Below are 24,261 nucleotides of genomic sequence, written 5' to 3'. Positions count from 1 at the left end.
CGCACGCCCCGAAAACGCAGAAGGGCCGCCCCTCGGGGCGGCCCTTTCGATTCGTACGGGGTCGTCGTGCTGCGGGTCAGGCGTAGCGATCGACGAGGCGGCCCTGTCCGGCCGGCGGGCTGGCCTTCGTCTGCTTGCCGTCGTCGGCGTCGTTGTCGGGGGTACGGTCGCGGCCGGGGCCTTCGGCTCTTTCGGCCGTGCGGATCGGCGCCGAACCGACCGCGGAAATCGAACTGCTCATCGGGGGAACTCCTTGGGGGTCAACCGAGGATGAGCGTGATTCCTCGAGGAAGGCTCTCCGCGATCCCGACAATCCGACCGACCGGGTACGAAAAAGAAAAGCCCCGGGCTGGCCGGGGCTTTCGTCGATCACGGAATTCGGGAGCCTCAGATCACTTGATCTTGGCTTCCTTGAACTCGACGTGCTTGCGCGCGACGGGGTCGTACTTCTTCGCGGCGAACTTCTCCGTCATGGTACGGGAGTTCTTCTTGGTCACGTAGAAGTAGCCGGTGTCCGCGGTCGACACGAGCTTGATCTTGATGGTGGTCGCCTTGGCCATGGCCGGTCCCTCTGGAAAACAATCTCGAAAGCGAAGGCCCGCGTGCTCGCGCACCGGGCCTCGCGCCGATCTCGAAGTGGGGCATACCTGACCGAAAAGGCCGGCGCTGTCAAGCGCGAGACGCCTTTTCGGCCGGTCCGTTCACCAGTTGCGACCGCGGAATTCGACCGGCGTCAGCACGCCGTCGCCGTTGCGGTCGGCCGCCCGGAACTCGGCATCGTGGCCGGCGGTGAATTCGGCCGCACTGACGAAGCCGTCGTGGTCGGTGTCCCAGGTGCCGAAGCGCGCGGCCTTGCGGCTCTGCATCTGCGCCTGCCGATCGGTGTTGTACCCGCGCTGCGCGCCCATGCGCACGGCCATGTATTCCTCGCGGGTCAGGCGGTTGTCGGAGTTCACGTCCATCGCGGCGAAGACGCCTTCGGCCTGCGCGCGCATCTCGGCGGCCGAGATCGCGCCGTTGCCGTCGGTGTCGATCGCGGCGAAACGCTCGCGCCACGGCGCGTCCGGCCGGCCCATCCCCATGCCGCCGCCCATGCCGCGCCCGGCACCCTGACCCCAACCCATGCCGGGTCCGGGCTGAGCGTCGGCCGAGGGAACGGTGGCGAAGGCGACCGCGAGGGTGCCGGCGGCGAGGATGGTGAGAGCGAGGGTCCTGCGTTTCATGACGGCCTCCTTCGTCGACACGCGCGCTCTCTCCACGGAAAGCAGCGCCCTCCGTGCCGTCGCGACGGCATCGATCGATGTCTTGTCCGAGAACCTCGCGCCGCGGGCCGATCGGCTGCGGCGGGTTCTTCCACGTCATGAATAGTATGACGCGGCGTATAACTTTTCCAGTTAACTCGGCTTAATGTGGCCTCACGCCCGCGCCGCGATGGTCGCGGCCGCCCCGCCCATGGCGAGCGCGCTCGCCCGGCGCGTCCACCGTACTGCCCGCGGCGAGGTCAGGAACCGCCGCGCGCCGGTGGCCGCCGCGACCCACGAGAGGTCGACGAAGGCCATCACGCCGATCTGCACGGCGGTGAGCAGCGCCCAGTCGGCGAGGCCGATCGCCCGCACGTCGAGCAGCGTCGGCAGCAGCGCGACGTAGAAGACCATGATCTTCGGGTTGCCGATGGTCAGCGCCATGCCGGTGGCGAAGAGGCGCCAGCCGCCGGTCGGGGCGGACGATTCGCCCTCCGCCTTGCCGGGATCGCGCCACAGACCGATCGCCAGCCACAGGAGATAGAGGACGCCCGCCCACTTCACGAGGACGAAGACCTCGTGCAGCCGCTCGGCGACGACCGCCAGCCCCGCGACCGCGGCGGCGAGCCACAGCGCCTCGCCGATCCACATGGCGGCGAGGAAGGGCAGCACCGAACGCGCGCCCCGCGACAGCACCTGCGAGACCAGCGCCGCGACGCTCGGACCCGGCGATCCGGCGTTGAGGAACAGCGCGCCGGCGAAGATGGCGAGGGCGAGGAGGCTCATCGGCTCAGATCTCCGTGCGGACGAAACGGTCGCGCACCCAGCGATAGAACGGCACCGGGTGGTCGGGGCCGAAGCCGGGGTCGCGCATCAGCCGGTCGTCGAGCTCGTCGAGTACCGCCTTGGTGATCGGCGGCAGTTCCGGCCGGGCGCGGGCCTCGGCGAAGGTGACCCAGGCGACGTCCTCGAGCTCGCCCGAGGGGCCGACGCCGGTCTCGATCCGCCCGCCGACGGCGCTCGCCGGCACCGCGAAGAATCGCGTGTCGAAGCGGCGCGGCCGCCCCGGCGGGGTGATGGCGCGGGCGACGAAGCGCATCGCCGCGATCGAGGGCAGGAAGCCGCGCGCCCGGAAGGCGGCGAAGGCGTCGTGCGGATCGTGGTCCTCGCCGGTCGGGCCGGCGGGGGAGGGGGTGCCGATCAGGATGCCGGCCTCCTCCCAGGTCTCGCGGATGGCGGCGATCGCGAGCGCCCGCGCCCGCGTCGCCGAGGCCCGTGCGCCGGCCTCGGTCATCAGCCGGCTGGCGACGGGGGCCTCGTAGTCGTCGGCCGGCTTCACCCGGCTGTCGGCGGCGTCGACCCGTCCGCCGGGGAAGACCCAGGCGCCGGGCATGAACTTGTGCCGCTGGTGGCGTTTGCCCATCAGCACGCGCAATGCGCCGTCGCCGCCGGAGCGATCGAGGATCAGCAGGGTCGCCGCGTCGCGTGGGCGGTAGTAGGGCGCCTTGCCGGTGCGGTCGAGGGCGTTGAGTTCGGCGAGGATGTCGGAGACGGGGCGCATCAGGAAGCCTTGGTCGACGGATTGAACGGGATGGGCGGCCGCTTGGCGAAACCATGCATGCGGTAGGCCCATTGCAGCGCGACGACCGCGCCCTTGAAGGGGCGGACGAGCAGGAGCGAGAGAAGGAGCGTCACCGGCAGCCAGATCGCCGCCTGCACCCAGTCCGCCGGTTGCCACAGCTTCTCGGTGACGAGCAGTCCCGAGACCACGATGTGGCCGACCACAAGGATGGTCAGGTAGGGCGGCAGATCGTCGGCGCGGTGGTGATGGAAGGCCTCGCCGCACACCTTGCAGCTCGGCCGAACCGTCAGATAGCCGTCGAAGAGCGCGCCCACCCCGCATTCCGGGCAGAGCCCGCGCAGGCCCCGCAGGATCGCGCGACGCGGTTCGCGCGTCTCCGATCGCGAGGGTTCGCGCGGCGTGCCGCCGCCGCTGCCGTGGTGAAAGACCTTCATGGGCCGCACGTTCCCGTTCGGCCGGTTGCCCGGCTCTCGTCGTGCCCGGGCTCAGGAGAGCCCGATCGCCACCACTTTCGCCCAGGCCGGCCGTGTACGCAATTCACCGAGCCAGCGATCGAGGTTCGGCGTCGCCGGCCGTTCGATGTCGAGACCGAACCAGACATAGGCGAAGGGGCCGAGGACGATGTCGGCGACGCCGAAGTCGTCGCCCGCGATGAAGCGCCGATCGGCGAGCGTCGCGTCGGCGATTTGCCAGAGATCGGCGCAGATCCGCCGTCCCGCCTCGATCGCCGCGAGGTCGCGCTTCTCCGGCGGCGTGCGCAGCATGCCGAAGACGACCGGGCGGAACGGGGCGGCGAAGGAATGGCCCCAGTCCATCCATTGTTCGGCTCGCGCACGCCCGTTCGGATCGAGCGGCATCAGCCGGCCCGCGCCGTGGCGGGCGGCGAGCCAGCGCACGATGGTGTTCGATTCCCACAAGGTCATGTCGCCGTCGGTGACGACCGGCACCAGCCCGTTCGGGTTCATGGCGCGGAACGCCGGTGTGTCGACCACACCGAAGGCGCCGCCGGCGTCGTGGCGGACATAGGGAAGCCCGAGTTCCTCGAGCGTCCACAGCACCTTCTTGACGTTGGAGGAGTTGGTGCGTCCCCAGACTTCGATCATTGCGTCGTTCCTCGTCAGTTGCGTCTCGGCGGCCCCTTGCGGCCGCGGCTCGGGGCGCCGCGCACCCTGGTCTTGTCGCGCGACAGGGCGGCGAGCCGCTTGCGCCCGAGGCCCTTCTCGATGGCGCCCTCCGACAGCATCTCGAAACGCAGCGCGCCGGCGAAGGGCTGTGCCTCCACCAGCTTCACCTCGACCGCGTCGCCGAGACGGTGGGTCTCGCCGGTGCGCTGGCCGATCATCGCGTGGGTGACCTGATCGTAGACGTAGTAGTCGTCGCCGAGCGTCGCCGCCGGCACGAAACCGTCGGCGCCGGTGTCGTCGAGACGGACGAAGAGGCCCGACTTGGTGACACCGGAGATCTTGGCCCTGAAGCTGGCGCCGACGCGGTCGGCGAGCCAGCGGGCGATCAGCCGATCGATCGTGTCGCGCTCGGCGAGCATGGCGCGCCGCTCACAGGCCGAGATCTCGGTGCCGATCGCCTCGAGCTTGGCGTCCCAGGTCTCCGGCAACCCGTCGAAACCGAAGCCGAGCGCCCGGATCAGACCGCGATGGACGATGAGGTCGGCATAGCGGCGGATCGGCGAGGTGAAATGGGCGTAGCGGCGCAGGTGCAGGCCGAAATGGCCGATGTTGTGCGGATTGTACTCTGCCTGTGCCTGCGACCTCAGCACCACCTCGTTGACGAGACCGGCCTTCGGCGTGTCGACGACCTTGGCGAGGATGGCGTTGAAGGCGGCGGGCTTCAGCCCGCCCTTCGCCGCCACCTTGATGTCGAGGGTGGAGAGGAACTCCTTCAGCGCATTGAGCTTCTCGTCCGACGGCATGTCGTGGATGCGGAAGAGCAGGGGAACCTTCTTCGTCTCCAGCGTCTCGGCGGCGGCGACGTTCGCCTGGATCATGTATTCCTCGATCAGCTTGTGGGCGTCGAGGCGTTCCGGGACGATGACCTTGTCGACCGTGCCGTCGGGGTTGAGCAGGATCTTGCGCTCCGGCAGGTCGAGCTCCAGCGGCTCGCGCCTGTCGCGCCCGCGCTTCAGAACCGCATAGGCCTCCCACAGCGGCTTCAGCACGCCTTCGATCAGCGTATCGGTCTTGTCGTCGACGCGGCCGTCGATCGCCGCCTGCGCCTGTTGGTAGGAGAGCTTCGCCGCCGAGCGCATCAGGATGCGATGGAACGTGTGCGAGCGCTTCCGCCCCTCGGCGTCGAAGATCATCCGCACGGCGATCGCCGGGCGATCCTCCTTCTCGCGGAGTGAACAGAGGTCGGTCGAGATCTTCTCCGGCAGCATCGGCACGACGCGGTCGGGGAAATAGACCGAGTTGCCGCGATGGACCGCCTCGCGGTCGAGCGCCGTGCCGGGGCGGACGTAGTGCGCCACGTCGGCGATCGCCACGGTGACGATCTGGCCGCCCGGGTTCTCCGGATCGAGATCCGGCGTCGCGTGGACCGCGTCGTCGTGGTCCTTGGCGTCGGGCGGATCGATGGTGACGAGCGGCAGATCGCGCCAGTCTTCGCGCTTGCCGAGCTTCACCGGCTCGCAGGCCTCGACCTCGGCGATCACCGCGACGGGGAAGACGTGCGGAATGCCATGGACGTGGAGGGCGATCTCGGAGACCGCCTTTTCCGACGCCATCGAGCCGATCACGTCGCGCACCTTGGCGCGGCCGAGGCCGAGGCGCCCGCCGGACTTCAGCAGGTCGAGCGAGACGAGGTCGCCTTCCTTGGCGTCCTTCATGTCGTGCTCGGCGACGTTCCACTCGCGGCCCTTCTTGTCGATCGGCGCGATGCGGGCGCCGCCCGGCACGAGGCGGACGATGCCGAGCACGTCCGGCGGCTTCTTGTCGAGCACGCGGAGGATACGGGCGGCACGCGCCACGCCCGGCGGCAGCTCGTCGTCGATGTCGGTCGAGCGCAAGAGCACCCGGTCGCCGATGCCGGCGGCGGCCCGCGGGGTGCCGCGGCGCGCGTTCGGCTCGGCGAGAATCAGCACGACCGGCGCCGGGCCGTTCTCCTCCTCGTCCCATTCGTCGGGCACGGCGAGGAGTTCGCCGTCGGCGTCGCGCCGGGTGATGTCGGCGACGAAGACGGTGGCGAGTGTCCCCTTGGGCGCGAGCTTGCGCCGCTTGCGCTCGACGATGCCCTCGCTCGCGAGGTCCTTCAGGATGCGCTTCAGCGCGATCTTGGCGCCGCCGGTGATGCCGAAGGCGCGCGCGATGTCGCGCTTGCCCGCCTCGCCGGGATGGTCGGCGAGATAGGACATGATCTCGTCGCGCGAGGGCAGGGCATCGCCGAGCCGCTTGCGCGGGCCGGGGGCGGGGGTGTCGTCGGGGCGGCGGGCCAAATGTCGATGATCCGGATCGTGTTCGATCGGGGAAGCATAGACCGTCGGCCGACGCCTGTCCCGGCTCGCGTGGGGTTCAGCAGCGCGCCGCGCCGCTCAGCAGGGGGCAGTTGGCGCAGTCGTCGGGCAGCCGCTGCGGTATCGTCTCGTCGAGTTCGAAGCGGTTCTCGTCGACCACACGGTTCCGGCCCGAGGCCTTGGCGAGATAGAGTGCCTTGTCGGCCCGGGCGTAGATCTGGCCGAAATCCTCGCCCTCGCGGACGCGGGCGACGCCGATCGACATGGTCGGGCGGATGGTGCCGCGCTCGGCCGGGATACGGATCATGGCGACGCGGCGGCGCAGCTCCTCGGCGAAGCGCTCGCAATGGCTCGCGGCGCTGGCGTCGTCCTCGAAGGGACAGTCGAGGATCACGGCGAACTCCTCGCCGCCCATGCGGCCGACCATGTCGTCGCCGAACAGACCGCACATCGCCGCGCCGACGGCGGCGATCACCTCGTCGCCCTTGGGATGGCCGTGGCGGTCGTTGATCGTCTTGAAGCGGTCGAGGTCGCCGACCAGCAGCGCGATCCGGCGCCCGTCGTCGATGCGGTCGCTCGCCCGCGAGACGAAGGCGTGGTTGTTGAGCAGGCCGGTGCGGTGGTCGGTGGTGGCGAGCCGGTGCAGCGAGCGCGTCGCCTCCCACAGCTCGAGGTACATGCGTCCGAACTCCCAGGCGATCGGCACCGCGAAGACCGCCGCCGCGACGAAGACGCCGACGAGCGACGGCACCGACTGCCACGACAGGCCCATGCCTTCATGCACCGTGGCCACCGCCGTCGCGATGACCGCGACGTAGAGCGCGATCCGCGCAATGTAGAGACGCAGATCGTCTCTGGTGCGGATGGTCTTGCGCGAGGCGAAGTCCAGAATCGTCATGCCAAGGCCCCCCGAGGGGCGCGGCGAATCAGATCGCCGCGACGCGAAGACGGTATCATACGGTGTTTTACGGAGTGTTTCACATAACATCGAGCGCCGCGGCCCGAAAATTCGCGGGCACGCGGCAATCGACGTGGTGTGAACGGGGCCTCAGGCGCCCTTCGTCGTCTTCTTGGCGGCCGGCTTCTTCGCCGGCGCCTTCTTGGCGGCGGGCTTCTTGGCCGCGGCCTTCTTCGGCGCAGCGGCGCCCTCGGTATCCGCGGCGGCGGCCTTTTTCGGGGCCGCCTTCTTCGGCGCAGCCTTGGCCTTGCCCTTGGCCGGCGACTTGGCGGCCTTCTCGGCGACCAGCGCGACGGCGACCTCGAGCGTCACCGACAGCGGGTCCATGCCCTTGGGCAGAGTGGCGTAGACCTTGTCGTGGGCGACATAGGGGCCGTAGCGGCCGTCGCGCACGGTGATCGGTCCGCCCAGCGTCGGATGCTCGCCGAGATCCTTCAGCGCCGCCGGCGCGCCGCGTCCGCGCCCGCCCGCCTTCTTCTCGGCGATCAGCGTCACGGCGCGGTTGATGCCGATGTCGAACACCTCTTCGGCGGTCGGCAGGTTGGCATAGGTGCCGTCGTGCAGCACGAAGGGTCCGAAACGGCCGAGGCCGGCGGTGATCGGCTTGCCGGTCTCCGGATGGGCACCCACCTCGCGCGGCAGCGACAGGAGCTTCAACGCCTTCTCGAGATCGATCGAGGCGGCGGTCCAGCCCTTGGGTAGCGACGAACGCTTCGGCTTGTCGCCCTCGCCGAGCTGCACGTAGGGGCCGAAGCGGCCGGCGCGGAGGCTGACCTCGAGCCCGGTCGCCGGATCGGTGCCGAGGATCTTGGTGCCGTCGCCGTTGGGGCCGGCCTCGCCGTCGCCCTCGGCGCCGGAGGCCTGCATCTGGCGGGTGTAGCGGCACTCGGGATAGTTCGAGCAGCCGATGAACGAGCCGAACTTGCCGAGTTTCAGCGACAGCTTGCCGGACCCGCAGGACGGGCAGGCGCGCGGATCCGAGCCGTCGCCCTTGTCGGGGAAGACATGGGCGCCGAGGAGTTCGTTGATCGCGTCGAGCACGTCGGCGACGCGCAGCTCCTTGGTCTGCTCGATGGCGGCCGAGAAGTCCGCCCAGAAGGCGCGCAGCACGGCCTTCCAGTCGATCTCGGCGGCCGAGATCTTGTCGAGGCTCTCTTCGAGATCGGCGGTGAAGTCGTATTCGACGTAGCGCAGGAAGAAGCTCTCGAGGAAGGCGATGACCAGACGCCCCTTGTCCTCGGGGACGAGGCGGCGCTTGTCGAGGGTGACGTATTCGCGGTCGCGCAGCACCTGCAGCGTCGCGGCATAGGTCGACGGCCGGCCGATGCCGAGCTCTTCCATCTTCTTCACCAGCGTCGCTTCGGTGAAGCGCGGCGGCGGCTCGGTGAAGTGCTGGTCGACGGAGATCTTGCGCCGCTCGAGCGGGTCGCGCTCGGCCATCGCGGGCAGGCGGCGGTTCTCCTCGTCCTCCTCGTCGTCACGGCCTTCGGCGTGCAGCCTGAGGAAGCCGTCGAACTGGACTACCGAACCGGTCGAGCGCAGGTCGACGCGCTCGGCGCCCAGCGTCGCGGCGATCTCGACGGTGGTGCGGTCGAGGATGGCCGATTCCATCTGCGAGGCGACGGTGCGCTTCCAGATCAGATCGTAGAGCTTGGCCTGTTCGGCATCGAGATAGCGCGCCACGTCCTTCGGCCGACGCGAGAGGTCGGTCGGGCGGATCGCTTCGTGCGCTTCCTGGGCGTTCTTGGCCTTGGCGGTGTACTTGCGCGGCACCTGCGGCAGATAGGCGTCGCCGAAGTCCTGGCCGATCACCTTGCGGATGCCACTGATGCCTTCGGGCGCGATGTCGACGCCGTCGGTTCGCATGTAGGTGATGAGGCCGACGGTCTCGCCGCCGATCTCGACACCTTCGTAGAGCCGCTGCGCCACTTGCATGGTACGCGCGGCGGAGAGGCCGAGCGCGTAGCTCGCCGACTGCTGCAGCGTCGAGGTGGTGAAGGGCGGGAAGGGATGGCGCTTGACCGGCTTCTTCTCGACCGAGGCGACCGAAATGGTCGCCCGCTCGAGCACCGAGCGGATGGCGCCGGCCTCGTCGCCGGTCTTGACGTCGAGGCGGCCGAGCTTCTTGCCCGAGAAGCCGACGACGCGGGCGTCGAACTCCTCGCGGTGGGGCGTCGCGAGGCGGGCGACGATCGACCAGTATTCCTGCGGGCGGAAGGTCTCGATGTCGTGTTCGCGGTCGCAGATGATGCGCAGTGCCACCGACTGGACGCGGCCGGCCGACCGCGCACCCGGCAGCTTGCGCCACAGCACCGGCGACAGGTTGAAGCCGACGAGATAGTCGAGGGCCCGGCGCGCCAGATAGGCGTCGACGAGAGCCACGTCGATCTCGCGCGGGTTCTTCATCGCCTCGAGCACGGAATTCTTGGTGATGGCGTTGAAGACGACGCGCTCGACCTTCTGGTCCTTGATCGCGCGCTTCTCCTTCAACACCTGCAGAACGTGCCAGCTGATCGCCTCGCCTTCGCGATCCGGGTCGGTGGCGAGGATGACGCGCGAGGAGCCCTTGACGGCCCGGATGATCTCCGAGAGCCGCTTGGCGCCCTTGCCGTCGGCCTCCCAGTCCATGGCGAAGTCGTCGTCCGGTCGGACCGAGCCGTCCTTGGCCGGCAGATCGCGGACATGGCCGTAGCTCGCCAGCACCTCGTACCCGGGACCCAGGTACTTGTTGATGGTCTTGGCCTTGGCCGGGGACTCGACGATGACGACGTTCATGGCGGGCGAGGACCTCCGAATGCGCTCCGGCGCGGGATCAAGGCCGCCCCACACCGACGGGAGCCGGAGCGGAACGGCGATCCCCGTCGCCACGCACGCCTTTCGGCGCACCCGAGCATCGGGGAAAGCGGACGAGCCGTCGGCCCCGTCCTGCCGATCGCGAAGAGCGGCATTGAGAGGATCGACGAGAAATGCGATACTTTCAAGTGCATCGCACAACCGACCGCAACCATCGCGGGTTGCGCTTTCGGCCGATGCGCGGCGGCTCATTGAATGGGGTGCCACGAGGCGGGGGTCAAGCCCCAGTGCCCCGACACGGCCCCGGCGCCCGATTTTCCAACCCGGAAGGCACAAAATACAACCAGAAATAGATGGACTTGTATTGTGCAACATCTACGATTGTCGACGTGTGGTTCGTGCGTCGAGGTGGCATCGGCCGACTTCGCGACGCGCACGACGAATCGGATGGCCTCGGCGCGACGGGAGACGGGTCGGGGCGGAAAGGTGCGAATGACCGGGACGGTCCGTTCACCGGCGAAAGCCAACGAAGCCGCCGCCTACATCGAGCAGGCGACGGCGGAATTGCGCGATCTGGCGACCAAGTCGGGGATGCCCTTCCTCGCCTATCTGATCGACATGGCCCGGATGGAGGCCGCCTCGCAGGTCCTGACCCAACCGCGCGTCGCCGTCTTCGAGGGCCGCAACGGCTCGGCCTGATCGGCCGTTTCCGCCGATCGCGCATTTCACAGGAAAACCCGCGGAAACCCGCGTCGCGGCCTTGCCGGGGGGGAGGGGAGCGCATAAGAAGCTCTCTTCGATGACGAACGCACCATCGACCCCGGCCCCCGCCTTCCCGCACCGCCACCTCCTCGGTATCGAGGGGCTGACGCCGTTGCAGATCCTGCATCTTCTCGACAAGGCGGAGGAGGAGGTCCTCGTCTCCCGCCAGATCGAGAAGAAGAAGAACGTTCTGCGTGGTCGCACGCAGATCAACCTCTTCTTCGAGGCTTCGACCCGCACCCAGTCGTCCTTCGAGATCGCCGGCAAGCGGCTCGGCGCGGACGTCATGAACATGTCGGTCGCCTCCTCCTCGGTGAAGAAGGGCGAGACGCTGATCGACACGGCGGCGACCCTCAACGCCATGCGCCCCGACATCCTGGTGGTGCGGCATCACGCCGCCGGCGCGGTGCATCTGCTCGCGCGGAAAGTCTCCTGCTCGGTGATCAACGCCGGCGACGGCGCCCACGAGCACCCGACCCAGGCGCTGCTCGACGCGCTGACCATCCGCCGCCACAAGGGCCGTATCGAAGGCCTGACCGTCGCCATCTGCGGCGACATCGTCCATTCCCGCGTCGCGCGGTCGAACCTGCTGCTCCTCTCCGCGCTCGGCGCCAAGGTCCGCTTCGTCGGCCCCTCGACGCTGATCCCGGCGGGTACCGACCGGCTCGGCGTCGAGACCTTCACCGACATGAAGAAGGGCCTCGACGGCGCCGACATCGTCATGATGCTGCGTCTCCAGCGCGAGCGCATGAACGGCTCCTTCGTGCCCTCGGTGCGCGAGTACTTCCACTACTGGGGTCTCGACAAGGAAAAGCTCTCCTGGGCGGCGGAGGATGCGCTGGTCATGCATCCCGGGCCGATGAACCGGGGCGTAGAGATCGATCCGGAAGTGGCCGACGGGCCGCAGTCGCTGATCTCCGAACAGGTCGAGATGGGCGTGGCCGTACGCATGGCCGTGCTCGAGACGCTCGCCGAACACCTGCCCAACGCCTGAGGTCGCGCCCCATGAGCCCGAGCCATACCGCTTCCGCCCGGCGCGCCTCGGACGAGCGCCCCGTCGTCTTCGCCGGCGCCCGCATCGTCGACCCCGCCCGCGGCCTCGACGCCGTCGGCTCGGTGATCGTCGCCGAGGGCCGCATCCTCGCAGCCGGCCCCGAGGTGATGAACCAGGGCAGCCCCGAGGGCTGGGAGACCGTCGACGCCACCGGCAAGGTCATCGTCCCGGGCCTCGTCGACATGCGCGTCTTCATCGGCGAGCCCGGCCACGAACACCGCGAGACCTTCGCCTCGGTGTCGCGCGCGGCGGCTGCCGGCGGTGTCACCACCATCGTCACCATGCCCGACACCGATCCGGTGATCGACGACCCGGCGCTGGTCGACTTCGTGCTGCGCCGTGCCGCCGAACAGGCCTCCGTCCGCGTCCACCCGATGGCGGCGCTGACCAAGGGCCAGGAAGGCAAGGAGACGACCGAGTTCGGCCTCCTCAAGGATGCCGGCGCCGTCGCCTTCGGCGATGCCCGCCGCTCGGTGCCCTCGGCGCTGGTGATGCGCCGGGCGCTGACCTATGCCCGCGACTTCGGCGCGCTGATCGTCCACCACGTCGAGGATCCGACGCTGGTCGGCTCGGGGGTTGCGACCGAAGGCGAGTTCGCCACCCGCATGGGCCTGCCGGGCATCCCGCGCGAGGCCGAGATCATCATGCTCGAGCGCGACATGCGCCTCGTCGCGCTGACGCGGGGCCGCTATCACGCCAGCCAGATCTCGACCTCGGACTCGATCGAGATCCTGCGCGCCGCGAAGGCCCGCGGCCTCGACGTCACCGCCAGCGTGTCGATCAACCATCTGACGCTGAACGAGATGGACATCGGCACCTATCGCTCGTTCCTGAAGTTCTCGCCGCCGCTCAGGTGCGAGGACGAGCGTCAGGCGCTGATCGAGGGCGTCGCCGACGGCACCATCGACATCGTCGTCTCCTCCCACGATCCGCAGGACGTGGAGATGAAGCGTCATCCCTTCGCCGAGGCCGCCGACGGCGCCGTCGGTCTCGAGACGCTGCTCGCCGCCAGCCTGCGCCTCGTCCACGACGGCCGTGTCACCTGGACCCGCCTCGTCGAGGCGCTGTCGCTGGCGCCCGCCCGTCGCCTCGGCCTGCCGGCCGGCACGCTGACGCCGGGGGCGGCGGCCGATCTCGCGGTGATCGACCCCGATCGGCCGTGGATCGCCGAGGCCGAGAAACTCGCCTCGCGCTCCAAGAACACGCCCTTCGACGAGGCGCGCTTCACCGGCCGCGTGCTGCGCACGCTGGTCGGCGGCCGCACCGTCCACACGCTCGACGCCTGAGGGAGAAGCCGGAGATGCTCGTGATCCTCGTCGCCGCCGTCTTCGGCTATGCCCTCGGCTCGATCCCCTTCGGCCTCGTCCTCTGCCGTCTCGCCGGCCTCGGCGACATCCGGTCGATCGGCTCCGGCAACATCGGCGCCACCAACGTGCTGCGCACCGGCCGCAAGGGCCTGGCGCTCGCCACCTTCCTCGGCGACGCGCTGAAGGGCACGGTGGCGATCCTCGTCTCGCGCCATCTCGCCGGCGAGGGTGCGGCCATGGCGGCGGCGGTCGGCGCCTTCCTCGGCCACGTCTTCCCGGTCTGGCTCGGCTTCAAGGGCGGCAAGGGGGTGGCGACCTACATCGGCTGCCTGCTCGGCCTGTTCTGGCCGGCGGCCTTCGCCTTCGGCGCGGTGTGGCTCGCCATGGCCTTCACCTTCCGCATCTCCTCGCTGTCGGCGCTGGTCGCCAGCGTGGTGGTGCCGCTCGGTCTCTTCCTCGGCGGCTGGGCCTCGGGCACGATGACGCTGGTGCTGGCGGCCCTCGCCGTGCTGGTCTGGTATCGCCACAAGGAGAACATCGCCCGTCTCCTCGCCGGCACCGAGCCGAGGATCGGCAAGAAGAAGGACGCGGCCTGAGGCGAGAGCCGCGCCGTCCGGGAGGATCGCCCATGCTCTTCATGGTGATCGAGCATTTCGCCAACGACGACATGATCCCGGTCTACGAGCGCGTCCGCGACGCCGGCCGCGGTCTGCCCGAGGGTCTGACCTACGTCGACAGCTGGGTCGAACCCAACTTCGCCCGCTGTTTCCAGCTGATGGAATGCGACGACGCGAGCCTCTTGCAGCAGTGGGTGCTGCACTGGCGTGGGCTCGGCTGTCGTTTCGAGATCGTGCCGGTGGTGCCCTCCGCCGCCACCCGCGCGGTGGTCGCGCCGCATCTCGCGCCGAAGACCGACGCCGAGGGGTGAGCCCCTCCGCAACCCGGGCCGCGCGGACTTAATTCAGGGTTGTATTTTCTCCGCTGCCTTTCCATAGTGCGCCGACCGAATGGGGGCGCCGCGTGGATCGCTGTTCTTTCGACGACACCGACGAGGCGCCGCCGCGCGCCGCGACCCCGCCGATGACCGAGGCGAGCCGGCTCGCCTGGCTGCGGCTGATCCGCTCCGAGAACGTCGGCCCGGCCACCTTCCGCCAGCTCGTCAATCACTTCGGCTCCGCCGCCGCCGCCCTCGACGCCCTGCCCGAACTCGCCCGCCGCGGCGGGGCGCGGGCTCGCATCCGCATCGCCGGCCTCGACGAGGTGACGCGCGAGGCCGCGACCGCCGCCGCCTGCGGCGCCCGGTTCGTGGCGATGGGCGAGGCCGACTATCCGGCGCGTCTGGCGGCGATCGAGGGCGCCCCGCCGCTCCTCGCGGTCAAGGGCGGCTCGGGTGTCTTCCGCCGGCCGATGGTGGCGATCGTCGGCGCGCGCAACGCCTCGCTCTCGGGGCGCAAGATCGCCGGCCTGATCGCCCGTGCGTTGGGCGAGGCCGCCTTCGTGATCGTCTCTGGCCTCGCCCGCGGCATCGACGCCGCCGCCCACGAGGCCTCGATCGACACCGGCACCGTGGCGGTGCTCGCCGGCGGGCTCGACCGGCTCTATCCGCCCGAACACGCCGGCCTCGCCGACCAGATCGTCGCGACCGGCGGCGCGCTCGTCTCCGAGATGCCCTTCGGCTGGCAGGCGCGCGCGCAGGACTTCCCGCGCCGCAACCGTCTCGTCTCCGGCATGTCACTCGGCGTCGTGGTGGTCGAGGCGGCGCTGCGCTCCGGTTCGCTCCACACCGCACGTTTCGCGGCGGAGCAGGGCCGTGAGGTCTTCGCCGTCCCCGGCAGCCCGCTCGACCCGCGGGCGGAAGGGGCGAACGAGCTGATCCGCAACGGCGCGACGCTGGTCGCCAACGCCGGCCACGTCATCGAGGCGCTCGCCCCGATCATCGGCCGCCGCTTCGAGCCGCCTGTGGCGTCGGAAGGCGACGACGACTTCGATCGCCCCTTCGACGTGCCCGAGACCGCCCGCCGCAAGGTGGTCGAGGCGCTGGGGCCGACGCCCGTGGGCGTCGACGAGATCCTGCGCGCGACCGGCGTCCGCCCCGGCGAGCTGCACCTGATCCTGATGGAACTGGCGATCGCCGGCCGGCTCGAGCGCCACGCCGGTGGCCGCGTCAGCCTGCTGATGTGATCAGAGGCCGAGAAGACGCCTGGTCTTGGCGAGCCAGTCGCGCCGGGAGGCGAGGCCGATCCGCCCGCCGTTGATGGCGATCGTCACGCCCTCGAGGTCGTCGGCGTCGGCCATTTCGTTGCAGGTCCGCCCCTTGCGGGCAGACGCCGCCCATTCCGCCGCGGCGATCTTCAGCGACCACGCGGGCGAGAAGGCGAGATCCGGGGTCTCGGCGAGCGGGATGCCGAGGACGCGGCCGTATTTCTCGTAAGATTCGCGGCCGGTGATCTGCAGGAGCCCGCGGCCGATGTAGCGCCAACCGTCGTCGGGGCCGACATTGCCCATCCGCCCGCCGTAGACGAAGTTCGCGAGCTTCTCCGGCTGGTGGGCGTGGGCGCGCGCGACCTCGGGGTCGGAGAAGCGCGACGGCCACACCTGCGGCAGGCGGGCGGCCGAATAGTTCATGCTCTCGACGCGGATCGTCAGCCCGTCGGTCTCGTGGGCGATCTGGGCGAGGAAATGGGCGAGGCGGAGCCGGTTGGCATCGACGCCGAAGGGCGTGAGCGCGGCTCCCGCGTCGTCGAAAGCGGCGAGATAGGCGGATCGGGCGTCGGGGGCGAGGCGCAGGATGTCGCTACGGGTGATCGGTTGACTGGACATGGGGGAGGGACCTCCGTCGGTGGGTCCCGTCCGCCGCATCGGTCATGCGGAAGCGATCATCGCACGGCGTGCGAAGGGGGCGGAGAAGTCGTGCGGAAGTCCTCGTCTTACCCCTCCGACTCCGCCCGCATCGCGGCCTCTTCCGCCGCCTCGCGGATGCGGCGGGCGTCCGTCTGCATCCGGTCGAGTGCGCCCTGGAGGATGAAGCTCGCCGCCATCTTGTCGACGACCTCCGCCCGCTTGGCGCGCGAGGTGTCGGCCTCGAGCAGCGTCCGCGTCACCGCGGTGGTCGAGAGCCGCTCGTCCCAGTAGCCGATCGGCAGGTCGGTCAGCGGCCGGAGCGTCCGGACGAAGGCGCGCGTCGCCTGGGCGCGCGGGCCTTCCGAGCCGTCCATGTTGAGCGGCAGACCGAAGATCAGCGCCCGCACGTCCTGCTTCTCGCAGATCGCCAGAAGCTCGGCGACGTCGAGGGTGAACTTCCGCCGCCGGATCGTCTCCATCGGCGTGGCGATGCGGCGGCCGAGGTCGGACAACGCCAGCCCGATCGTCTTGGTGCCGAGGTCGAGCCCCAGCACGCGGGCGGCGGCCGGGAGGCTCGCGAAGAGCTCGGCGAGCGGAAGGGTCGGTTCGATCTTGGCCATGGGTGCCTCAGATCGCCGCGGGGACGAGCAGCACCAGATCGGTCGGCCCGACCTCCGCGCCGGCCTGGGTCAGCAGCGTCGTCGCCTGTCCGCGGTGATGGGTCTGATGATTGAAGAAATGGGCGAGCACCAGGCCGAGTTCCTTGGCATGGGGCTCGCCGCGGCTGTTGCGGTAGGAGAGCACGGTTTCGAGCGCCTTCGGATCGAGCTCGGCGAGCCATCCCTCGATCATCCGGTCGAGGAGCCCGCGCCGCTCGCGAAGCGGGGCGAGCGCGCCGAACTGGATCTGGTCGAGCGACGTCGGCATCGGCAGGTCGCGCACGGCGGCGAGCGGGCTGCCGGCCGGATGGTCGGCGAAGCGCTTCAGCCACAGCGTGTCGGCGACGACGAGATGCTCGAGCGTACCGAGGATCGAGCGGAAGAAGGCACCGCGATCGGCGACGATCGCTTCGGGGGGAAGCGTCGCCGCGGTGTCGTAGAGCCTCTCGTTCATCCAGCCGTTGTAGCGGGCCATCAGCCGAAGCTGCGCGATCTGCGTCATCGTGTGCCTCCTCGTGCCATACCGGTCGAACCGCCCTCAGAGCGTCGCGCCGAGCCGCCCTGCGAGATCCTGCACGTATTGCCAGGCGGTGCGGCCGGAGCGGGCACCGCGCGTCGTCGCCCATTCGAGAGCGTCGCGCACCAGCGTGTCGTCGTCGATCGTCAGCCGGTGATGGGCGACATAGCCGCGCACCATGGCGAGATAGTCGTCCTGGCTGCACTTGTGGAAGCCCAGCCACAGGCCGAAACGATCGGACAGCGACACCTTCTCCTCCGTCGCCTCCGACGGGTTGATCGCGGTCGAGCGCTCGTTGTCGATCATCTCGCGCGGCATCAGATGGCGGCGGTTGGAGGTGGCGTAGAACAGCACGTTCTCCGGCCGTCCCTCGATGCCGCCCTCGAGCACCGCCTTCAGCGACTTGTAGGACGTGTCGCCGGCGTCGAACGACAGATCGTCGCAGAAGACGAGGAAGCGGCGGGCGTCGGGGGCGAGCAGGCCGAGCAGCGCCGGCAGCGTCTCGATGTCCTCGCGGTGGATCTCGACCAGCTTCAGCGCCGGCCGGCCCTCCGCCGCCGTCTCGGCGGCGACGGTCGCATGCGCAGCCTTGACCAGCGACGACTTGCCCATGCCGCGCGCCCCCCACAGCAGCGCGTTGTTCGCCGGCAGGCCATGGGCGAAGCGGCGGGTGTTGTCGGTCAGCTGGTCGCGGGCGCGGTCGATGCCCTCGAGCAGCTTCATTTCGACCCGGTTGACGCGGGCGACCGGCACGAGGCGACCTTCGCGGCCGGACCAGACGAAGGCCTCCGCGGCGTCGAAGTCCGGGGCGATCGGCGCCGGCGGCACGGCGCGGGCGACGAGCGCCACGAGGGCGTCGATGCGCGCCAGCAGGGGGGCGAGATCGGTGGTGGTCGCGGCGGCGTGCGAGGTCGAGGACGATGACGAGGACAAGGCGGCGTGGCTCCGATGATGCGGCATGCGAGCCGGTTTAGCACGCGCGGGTGCCGTCTGGAACGCGTCGCGGGCGACGGCGTTTGCAAAGACCGGAGCGGCGGCTATAGTCCGGCCGCGATCGGGGAATCCCCCTTGTCGCAGCGATTTCGCATGCCCATGTGTGGTCGACCTCGCCCGAGGTCGATCGCGTGGGCCACGGCCGTGTCGAACGGTCGCCCGGACGGGTCGACCGCTTCCCGCCCTCGAGGAGTAAACGATGTTCGTGACCCCCGCCTTCGCTCAAGGCGCAGCCGCCGCTTCGGGCGGCGCCCAGGACGTGATCATGTCCCTGGTGCCCTTCGTCTTCATCCTCGTCATCATGTGGGTGATGATCATCCGGCCGCAGCGCCAGCGCCAGAAGGCCCACGACGAGTTGGTCAAGAACCTGCGTCGCGGCGACGTGGTGGTGACCTCCGGCGGCATCATTGCCAAGGTGGTCAAGGTCGTGACCGACACCGAGGTCGAGATCGAGATCGCCGACGGCGTGAAGATCCGCGTGGTGCGCTCCACCATCGGCGAAGTCCGCGCCAAGGGCGAGCCGGTCAAGGCCGCCAACGAGTGATTTCGACCGTCCGTCGCCCGATCCGGGCGGCGGACGTTTCGCGACCGCCGCCCCCGGGGCGGCGGCCGTATCGCGGCGGCCCGAGGCCGTGCGCACCGAACTCCGAGGGCGTTCTTCGATGCTTCACTTCGCGCGCTGGAAGATCTGGGCGATCATGGCGTCCGTCGTCCTGTCGCTGTTTCTCGTGGCTCCCAACTTCATGAGCCGCGAACAGCTGGCCGCTCTTCCCAACTGGTTGCCGCATCGGCAGCTGACGCTGGGCCTCGACCTCCAGGGTGGTGCCCACCTCCTGCTCGAGGTCGACACCCAGGCGATGGTGAAGGAACGCCTCGACGTGCTGCGCGACGATGTCCGCCGCGTCCTGCGCGAGGACAAGATCGGCTACACCGGTCTCGGCATCCAGGGCACGACGGTGCAGGTGCGCATCACCGATGCCGCCCGCATCGACGACGCCGAGAAGAAGCTGCAGAGCCTCGTCCAGACGCTGTCGGACACGCTCTTCGCCGGCAACAAGGTGGTCGACACCGAGGTCTCGCGCGGCGAGGGCGGTCTCTTCCGCGTCTCGCTGACGCCGCAGGGCCTCGAGTTCCGCTCGCGGCGCGTCGTCGAGCAGTCGATGGAAGTCGTCCGTCGCCGCGTCGACCAGCTCGGCACCACCGAGCCGGTGATCGCGCGCCAGGGCGGCAACCGTCTGCTGGTCCAGGTTCCCGGCCTGCACGACACCGGCGGGCTGAAGAACATCCTGTCGCAGACCGCGCGCCTGACCTTCCATCTGGTCGAGGCGGTCGGCCCGCAGGTGCTGGAAGGCACCCGCCCGCCGGACACCGACGTGCTCTATTCCAAGGACGATCCGCCGGTCCCGGTGCTGATCCAGAAGCGCGCCATCCTGACCGGCGAAGAGTTGGTCGACGCCCAGGCGAGCTTCTCGCAGCAGTCCGGCGAGGCGGTGGTCTCCTTCCGCTTCAACACCTCCGGCGCCCAGAAGTTCGCCCAGCTGTCGCAGGCCAACGTCGGCCGCGCCTTCGCCATCGTGCTCGACAAGGACGTGATCTCCTATCCCGTCATCCGCGAGCCGATCCTCGGCGGTTCGGGCCAGATCTCGGGCAACTTCTCGGTCCAGGGCGCCAACGAGCTCGCCCTGCTGCTGCGTGCCGGCGCTCTGCCGGCGACGCTGACCATCGTCGAGGAACGCACCGTGGGCGCCGGTCTCGGCGCCGACTCCATCGCCACCGGCCAGCGCGCCGCGGTGATCGGCGTCGTCGGCATCATCCTCTACATGCTGGCGAACTACGGCCTCTTCGGCCTCTTCGCCAACGTCGGCGTGGTGGTCAACGTGCTCTTCACCATCGGCATCCTGTCGCTGTTCCAGGCGACGCTGACGCTGCCCGGCATCGCCGGCATCGTGCTCGGCGTCGGCATGGCGGTCGACGCCAACGTGCTGATCTACGAGCGTATTCGAGAAGAGCAGATGCTCGGCCAATCGCCGGTGGCCTCGATCGACATCGGCTTCCGCCGAGCCATCGCCACCATCACCGACACCAACTCGACCCACCTCATCGCCGCGCTGGTGCTCTTCTTCATGGGCACCGGTCCGATCAAGGGCTTCGCCCTGACGCTGGCGGTCTCGACGGTTGCCTCGTTCTACACCGCCGTGACGGTGACCCGTCTGATGGTGACGCAGTGGCTGCGCTGGGCCCGTCCCACGCGCGTGCCGATCTGAGATCGAGGGGAGAACGGATCCATGAAACTTCTTCGCCTCGTTCCCGACGGCCTGTCGCTGCCCTTCATGGCGGCGCGCCGCTTCACCGTTCCGCTGGCGATCGTCCTGGTCGTGCTGTCGCTGGTCGGCTGGGCGGCCAAGGGCTTCAACTTCGGCATCGACTTCACCGGCGGTCTGCTGATCGAGGTGCGTCAGACCCAGGGCGCCGCCGATCTCGGTCAGATCCGCCACACCATCGAGAGCCTGCGCCTCGGCGACGCCCAGATCCAGGGCATCGGCGGCGGCACCGACGTGATGATCCGTCTCGGCGAACAGCCCGGCGGCGAGCTCGCGCAGCAGGCGGCGGTGGAGAAGGTCCGCCTCGGCCTCGGCCCGAGCTACGAGTTCCGCCGCACCGAGGTGGTCGGCCCGGCGGTCTCCAAGGACCTCAAGATGGGTGCCGTCTGGGCGGTGGTCGCCTCGCTGGGGCTGATCCTCGCCTATCTGTGGTTCCGCTTCGAATGGCAGTTCGCCGTCGGCGCCATCGCCACGACGATCCACGACGTGATCCTGACACTGGGCTTCATGGCCTATTTCCAGGTGCCCTTCGACCTGCCGATCCTCGCGGCGATCCTGACCATCGTCGGCTACAGTCTCAACGACACCGTCGTCATCTACGACCGCGTGCGCGAAATGATGCGCAAGTACAAGAAGATGCCGATGGTCGAGCTGATCGATCTGTCGATCAACGAGACGCTGTCGCGGACCGTCGTCACCTCGATCACCGTGATGATCGCCTCGCTCGCGCTGCTCGTCTTCGGCGGCGACGCGCTGCACGGCTTCTCCTTCATCCTGGTGGTCGGCGTCGCCGTCGGCACCTATTCGTCGATCGTCGTCTCCGCGCCGTTCCTCCTCGCTCTCGGCCTGCGCCGCGGCGGTGAGACCGGCGAGGCCGCCAAAGCCGCCAAGGCCGCCAAGGCGTGAGCGACGAACCCGATCGCATCGGCCATCTGCCGCAACCGGCGGCCATCGAGAGCTACGGCCTCGGTGGCTTCCGCTTCGGCGGCATGAGCCATCGCGGCTCGCTCCTCTGCCTGCCCTCGGGCATGTGGTCGTGGGATCCCGGCACGCCGCCGGTCTACGACGCCGCTACGCTCGCCGCGGTGCTCGAAGAGGCCGATCGCATCGACATCCTGCTGGTCGGCACCGGCCGCGATCTGGTGCCGCTGCCCGCGGCGCTCAAACAGCGTTGCCGCGAACTGGGCATCTCCGCCGATCCGATGGCGACCGGCCACGCGCTGCGCACCTGGAACGTGCTGCTCGGCGAGGGGCGTCGCGTCGCCGCCGCGCTGACGGCGGTGGACTGAGGCGGGAAGCACCCTATGTCCCGGCCCATGCCGACCTCCGACCTCTCGCCCCGTCCCGATCCCGCCGCTCTCGCGCCCGCCCTCGATGCCCCGTCGGGCACTGCGGCGGGCGACGGGCTCGCCGCCTCCCGCGCCGTCGTCGCCGATCTGGCGCGCCGCCACGATCCCGACCGCTGGTGGGCGACGCTGTGGGCGCCCGCGGACAGCCGGCCGCATCTCCATGCGCTGATCGCCTTCGCCGCCGAGATCGCCCGCATTCGCGACGTCGTCTCCGATCCGCTGCCGGGCGAGGTCCGCGTGCGCTGGTGGGCCGACATGCTGGCCGGCCGGCGTGGCGACGAGGGGGCCGGTCATCCGATCGCCGCCTGTCTCGCCGACGCCATCACCCGTTTCGGCCTGCCGCTCGACCGCTTCGACCGCCTGCTCGAGGCGCGGATCTTCGATCTCTACGACGATCCGATGCCGACGGTTCCCGAGCTCGAGACCTATTGCGACGACACCGCCGGTGATCTCGCGGCACTCATGGCCCACGTGCTCGCCGGTCGCGACGTCTCGACCGAGGCCGGGGCGGCGCTCACCGCCGCCGGCCGTGCCTGGGGTCTGACCGGTCTCCTGCGCGCCTTCGCCTTCCACGCTGCGCGCGGCCAGATCTTCCTGCCGCAGGACCTGCTCGATGCCCATGGCGTCGACCGTGCCGACATCCTCGCCGGCCGTTCGACGCCGGGGCTGAAGGCGGTCCTCGCCGAGGTCGCCGATCGCGCCCGCTTCAACCTCGCCGAGATGCGCGCCCACGTGCGCGCGGTGCCGCCGGAGGCGGCGTGCGTGCTGCTGCCGCTCGGCCTGGCCGAGCCGATCCTCGATCGCATGGGGCGGGCCGATCACGACCCGTTCCGCAGCTCCGCCGAGCTCGCCCCGTGGCTGCGCATCTGGCGCCTGTGGCGCGCCGCCGGCGCCGCCACCCGCTGCGGCGCTGCCTGAGGTTCACGCCTCGCCGCTCTCCGCGGCGTTCCAGGCGGCTAGATCGGCGCGGGCGCGGGCCGCCATCGCGCGCTTCTTCACCTGCGTCTTCTCCGTGCCCTTGTAGCGCCGCCCGTCGGCGTCGACCTTCGGCGCGACGATCGGCGGGAAGAGGCCGAAGTTGACGTTCATCGGCTGGAAGGCGCGCGGCTTGCCGGCGGCCTGTTCCGCCTCGCTCTCGGCGACGTGGCCGCCGGTGATGTGGCCGAGGAGCGCCCCCATCGCGGTCGTCGCCGGCGGCGGCAGGGGCGTGCGCCCGAGCCGCTCGGCGGCGGCGAAGCGGCCGGCGAGATGGCCGACCGCGGCGCTCTCGACATAGCCCTCGCAGCCGGTGATCTGGCCGGCGAAGCGCAGCCGCGGCTCGCTCTTCAAGGCCAGCGTCGGTCCGAGCAGCACCGGCGAGTTGAGATAGGTGTTGCGATGGAGCCCGCCGAGCCGGGCGAACTCCGCCTTCTCGAGGCCGGGGATCATCCGGAACACCCGGACCTGCTCGGCGTGCTTGAGCTTGGTCTGGAAGCCGACGAGGTTCCACAGCGTGCCGAAGGCATTGTCCTGGCGCAGCTGGACGATGGCATAGGGCTTCACCGTCGGCTCGTGCGCGTTGGTGAGGCCGACCGGCTTCATCGGCCCGTGGCGCAGCGTCTCGCGGCCGCGTTCCGCCATCACCTCGACCGGCAGGCAGCCGTCGAAATAGGGCGTCGAGGCCTCCCAGCCCTTGAACGACACCTTCTCGCCCTCGAGCAGGGCGTCGACGAAGGCCTCGTACTGCTCCTTGTTCATCGGGCAGTTGAGATAGTCGGCGCCGGTGCCGCCGGGGCCCGCCTTGTCGTAGCGCGACTGCATCCAGCAGATCGACATGTCGACGCTGTCGAGATGGACGATCGGCGCGATCGCGTCGAAGAAGGCGAGCTGCGTCTCGCCGGTGAGGCCGGCGATCGCCGCGGCCAGCGCCGGCGAGGTGAGGGGGCCGGAGGCGACGATCACGCTGTCCCAGGCGGGATCGGGCAGGCCGTCGATCTCCTCGCGGCGGATCTCGATCAGCGGATGGGCCTCGAGGGCCTCGGTGATGGCGGCCGCGAAACCCTCGCGGTCGACCGCCAGCGCGCCGCCGGCCGGCACCTGATGGGCGTCGGCCGCCCGCATCACCAGCGAACCGCAGGCGCGCAGCTCGGCATGGAGCACGCCGACGGCGTTGGTCTCGGCGTCGTCGGAGCGCAGCGAATTGGAGCAGACGAGCTCGCCGAGCCGGTCGGTGGCGTGCGCCTCGGTCGAACGCACCGGCCGCATCTCGTGCAGAACGACGGGTACGCCGCGCGACGCGAGCGCCCAGGCGGCTTCCGAACCGGCGAGGCCGCCGCCGACGACGTGAACGGGCGAAAGGACTTGATCGAAGGTCTTCATCCCCGGGTGCTAGCACTTCCCCGCCCCTGTGGACAAGAGTCGGGGACAATCGCGCCGCATCGG

At 69.9% G+C, this 24,261-nt stretch carries 26 protein-coding genes; 11 read left to right on the top strand and 15 right to left on the bottom strand.

Going from position 1 to position 24,261, the window contains the following annotated elements; translation table 11 throughout:
- Positions 1 to 76: 76 nt before the first annotated feature.
- The 10 genes from ACT53U_RS05115 to topA all read right to left on the bottom strand — a co-directional run bounded on the left by ACT53U_RS05115 (position 77) and on the right by topA (position 10,019).
- Positions 77 to 241, bottom strand: coding sequence for a hypothetical protein (locus ACT53U_RS05115; protein ID WP_476138120.1), 165 nt, complete (start codon positions 239 to 241; stop codon positions 77 to 79).
- A 151-nt stretch (positions 242 to 392) separates the two neighbouring features.
- A complete protein-coding gene (rpmG, locus tag ACT53U_RS05110; RefSeq protein ID WP_131311142.1) occupies positions 393 to 560 on the bottom strand; it encodes a 50S ribosomal protein L33 in 168 nt (55 codons plus the stop codon).
- A gap of 141 nt (positions 561 to 701) precedes the next feature.
- Entirely contained in the window at positions 702 to 1,223 is a 522-nt protein-coding gene (locus ACT53U_RS05105; RefSeq protein WP_476153311.1) for an EF-hand domain-containing protein, read from the bottom strand.
- A 192-nt stretch (positions 1,224 to 1,415) separates the two neighbouring features.
- Positions 1,416 to 2,027 carry a LysE family translocator gene (locus tag ACT53U_RS05100; RefSeq protein WP_476153309.1) on the bottom strand — a complete coding sequence of 204 codons (612 nt, stop codon included), beginning with the start codon at positions 2,025 to 2,027 and terminating at the stop codon, positions 1,416 to 1,418.
- Between the two features lie 4 nt (positions 2,028 to 2,031).
- A complete protein-coding gene (locus ACT53U_RS05095; RefSeq protein ID WP_476153307.1) occupies positions 2,032 to 2,802 on the bottom strand; it encodes an NUDIX hydrolase in 771 nt (256 codons plus the stop codon).
- The gene (locus tag ACT53U_RS05090; protein WP_476153305.1) at positions 2,802 to 3,257 is read right to left on the bottom strand and encodes a DUF983 domain-containing protein; all 456 of its coding nucleotides are present in this window, start codon (positions 3,255 to 3,257) and stop codon (positions 2,802 to 2,804) included. Before ACT53U_RS05090 ends, ACT53U_RS05095 begins: the two co-directional genes overlap by 1 nt.
- A 51-nt stretch (positions 3,258 to 3,308) precedes the next feature.
- The gene (locus ACT53U_RS05085) at positions 3,309 to 3,926 is read right to left on the bottom strand and encodes a glutathione S-transferase family protein (RefSeq protein WP_476153303.1); all 618 of its coding nucleotides are present in this window, start codon (positions 3,924 to 3,926) and stop codon (positions 3,309 to 3,311) included.
- 14 nt (positions 3,927 to 3,940) lie between these two features.
- The gene (gene rnr, locus ACT53U_RS05080) at positions 3,941 to 6,268 is read right to left on the bottom strand and encodes a ribonuclease R (RefSeq protein WP_476153301.1); all 2,328 of its coding nucleotides are present in this window, start codon (positions 6,266 to 6,268) and stop codon (positions 3,941 to 3,943) included.
- Positions 6,269 to 6,344: 76 nt separating this feature from the next.
- Positions 6,345 to 7,184 carry a GGDEF domain-containing protein gene (locus tag ACT53U_RS05075; protein ID WP_476153299.1) on the bottom strand — a complete coding sequence of 280 codons (840 nt, stop codon included), beginning with the start codon at positions 7,182 to 7,184 and terminating at the stop codon, positions 6,345 to 6,347.
- 150 nt (positions 7,185 to 7,334) lie between these two features.
- Positions 7,335 to 10,019, bottom strand: coding sequence for a type I DNA topoisomerase (gene topA / locus ACT53U_RS05070; RefSeq protein ID WP_476153297.1), 2,685 nt, complete (start codon positions 10,017 to 10,019; stop codon positions 7,335 to 7,337).
- Positions 10,020 to 10,529: 510 nt separating this feature from the next.
- Here topA and ACT53U_RS05065 point away from each other — a divergent pair.
- From ACT53U_RS05065 to dprA, 6 genes are all read left to right on the top strand, one after another.
- Positions 10,530 to 10,736 carry a hypothetical protein gene (locus tag ACT53U_RS05065; RefSeq protein WP_476153295.1) on the top strand — a complete coding sequence of 69 codons (207 nt, stop codon included), beginning with the start codon at positions 10,530 to 10,532 and terminating at the stop codon, positions 10,734 to 10,736.
- Positions 10,737 to 10,836: 100 nt separating this feature from the next.
- A complete protein-coding gene (locus ACT53U_RS05060; RefSeq protein ID WP_476153293.1) occupies positions 10,837 to 11,793 on the top strand; it encodes an aspartate carbamoyltransferase catalytic subunit in 957 nt (318 codons plus the stop codon).
- Positions 11,794 to 11,804: 11 nt separating this feature from the next.
- The gene (locus tag ACT53U_RS05055) at positions 11,805 to 13,139 is read left to right on the top strand and encodes a dihydroorotase (protein ID WP_476153291.1); all 1,335 of its coding nucleotides are present in this window, start codon (positions 11,805 to 11,807) and stop codon (positions 13,137 to 13,139) included.
- A gap of 14 nt (positions 13,140 to 13,153) precedes the next feature.
- On the top strand, positions 13,154 to 13,756 hold the full coding sequence (plsY, locus tag ACT53U_RS05050; RefSeq protein WP_476153289.1) for a glycerol-3-phosphate 1-O-acyltransferase PlsY: 603 nt from the start codon (positions 13,154 to 13,156) through the stop codon (positions 13,754 to 13,756).
- Between the two features lie 32 nt (positions 13,757 to 13,788).
- Positions 13,789 to 14,088, top strand: a complete 300-nt coding sequence (locus ACT53U_RS05045; RefSeq protein ID WP_476153287.1) for a DUF3303 domain-containing protein — start codon at positions 13,789 to 13,791, stop codon at positions 14,086 to 14,088.
- Positions 14,089 to 14,240: 152 nt separating this feature from the next.
- Positions 14,241 to 15,341 carry a DNA-processing protein DprA gene (gene dprA / locus ACT53U_RS05040; RefSeq protein ID WP_476153993.1) on the top strand — a complete coding sequence of 367 codons (1,101 nt, stop codon included), beginning with the start codon at positions 14,241 to 14,243 and terminating at the stop codon, positions 15,339 to 15,341.
- On the opposite strand, the gene ACT53U_RS05035 is transcribed toward dprA, so the two are convergent.
- From ACT53U_RS05035 to ACT53U_RS05020, 4 genes are all read right to left on the bottom strand, one after another.
- Positions 15,342 to 15,980: a glycoside hydrolase family 19 protein gene (locus ACT53U_RS05035; RefSeq protein ID WP_476153286.1), complete on the bottom strand. Its 639-nt coding sequence runs from the start codon at positions 15,978 to 15,980 to the stop codon at positions 15,342 to 15,344.
- Between the two features lie 107 nt (positions 15,981 to 16,087).
- Positions 16,088 to 16,621 carry a Holliday junction resolvase RuvX gene (gene ruvX, locus ACT53U_RS05030; RefSeq protein WP_476153284.1) on the bottom strand — a complete coding sequence of 178 codons (534 nt, stop codon included), beginning with the start codon at positions 16,619 to 16,621 and terminating at the stop codon, positions 16,088 to 16,090.
- 7 nt (positions 16,622 to 16,628) lie between these two features.
- Positions 16,629 to 17,162, bottom strand: a complete 534-nt coding sequence (locus ACT53U_RS05025) for a DinB family protein (RefSeq protein WP_476153283.1) — start codon at positions 17,160 to 17,162, stop codon at positions 16,629 to 16,631.
- A 36-nt stretch (positions 17,163 to 17,198) separates the two neighbouring features.
- Entirely contained in the window at positions 17,199 to 18,137 is a 939-nt protein-coding gene (locus ACT53U_RS05020; RefSeq protein WP_476153281.1) for an ATP-binding protein, read from the bottom strand.
- A 232-nt stretch (positions 18,138 to 18,369) separates the two neighbouring features.
- On the opposite strand from ACT53U_RS05020, the gene yajC reads away from it, so the two are divergent.
- The 5 genes from yajC to ACT53U_RS04995 all read left to right on the top strand — a co-directional run bounded on the left by yajC (position 18,370) and on the right by ACT53U_RS04995 (position 22,758).
- Positions 18,370 to 18,714 (top strand): preprotein translocase subunit YajC, encoded by a 345-nt coding sequence (gene yajC, locus ACT53U_RS05015; RefSeq protein WP_476153280.1) that lies wholly within the window; start codon positions 18,370 to 18,372, stop codon positions 18,712 to 18,714.
- Between the two features lie 118 nt (positions 18,715 to 18,832).
- Positions 18,833 to 20,434 (top strand): protein translocase subunit SecD, encoded by a 1,602-nt coding sequence (gene secD, locus ACT53U_RS05010; RefSeq protein ID WP_476153278.1) that lies wholly within the window; start codon positions 18,833 to 18,835, stop codon positions 20,432 to 20,434.
- A gap of 21 nt (positions 20,435 to 20,455) precedes the next feature.
- Complete coding sequence (secF, locus tag ACT53U_RS05005; RefSeq protein ID WP_476153276.1) at positions 20,456 to 21,397, top strand: protein translocase subunit SecF; 942 nt, start codon at positions 20,456 to 20,458, stop codon at positions 21,395 to 21,397.
- Positions 21,394 to 21,780, top strand: coding sequence for an Mth938-like domain-containing protein (locus tag ACT53U_RS05000; protein ID WP_476153275.1), 387 nt, complete (start codon positions 21,394 to 21,396; stop codon positions 21,778 to 21,780). Before secF ends, ACT53U_RS05000 begins: the two co-directional genes overlap by 4 nt.
- 15 nt (positions 21,781 to 21,795) lie before the next feature.
- Positions 21,796 to 22,758, top strand: coding sequence for a phytoene/squalene synthase family protein (locus ACT53U_RS04995; RefSeq protein ID WP_476153273.1), 963 nt, complete (start codon positions 21,796 to 21,798; stop codon positions 22,756 to 22,758).
- A gap of 3 nt (positions 22,759 to 22,761) precedes the next feature.
- Here the strand turns inward: ACT53U_RS04995 and trmFO are convergent, their stop codons facing one another.
- Complete coding sequence (gene trmFO / locus ACT53U_RS04990) at positions 22,762 to 24,198, bottom strand: methylenetetrahydrofolate--tRNA-(uracil(54)-C(5))-methyltransferase (FADH(2)-oxidizing) TrmFO (RefSeq protein ID WP_476153271.1); 1,437 nt, start codon at positions 24,196 to 24,198, stop codon at positions 22,762 to 22,764.
- Positions 24,199 to 24,261 lie beyond the last annotated feature (63 nt).

This window comes from Pinisolibacter sp. DMC19, from assembly GCF_056313985.1.
Note: the sequence above shows the minus strand (reverse complement) of the source record. Positions and strands in the feature narration are given on the sequence as shown.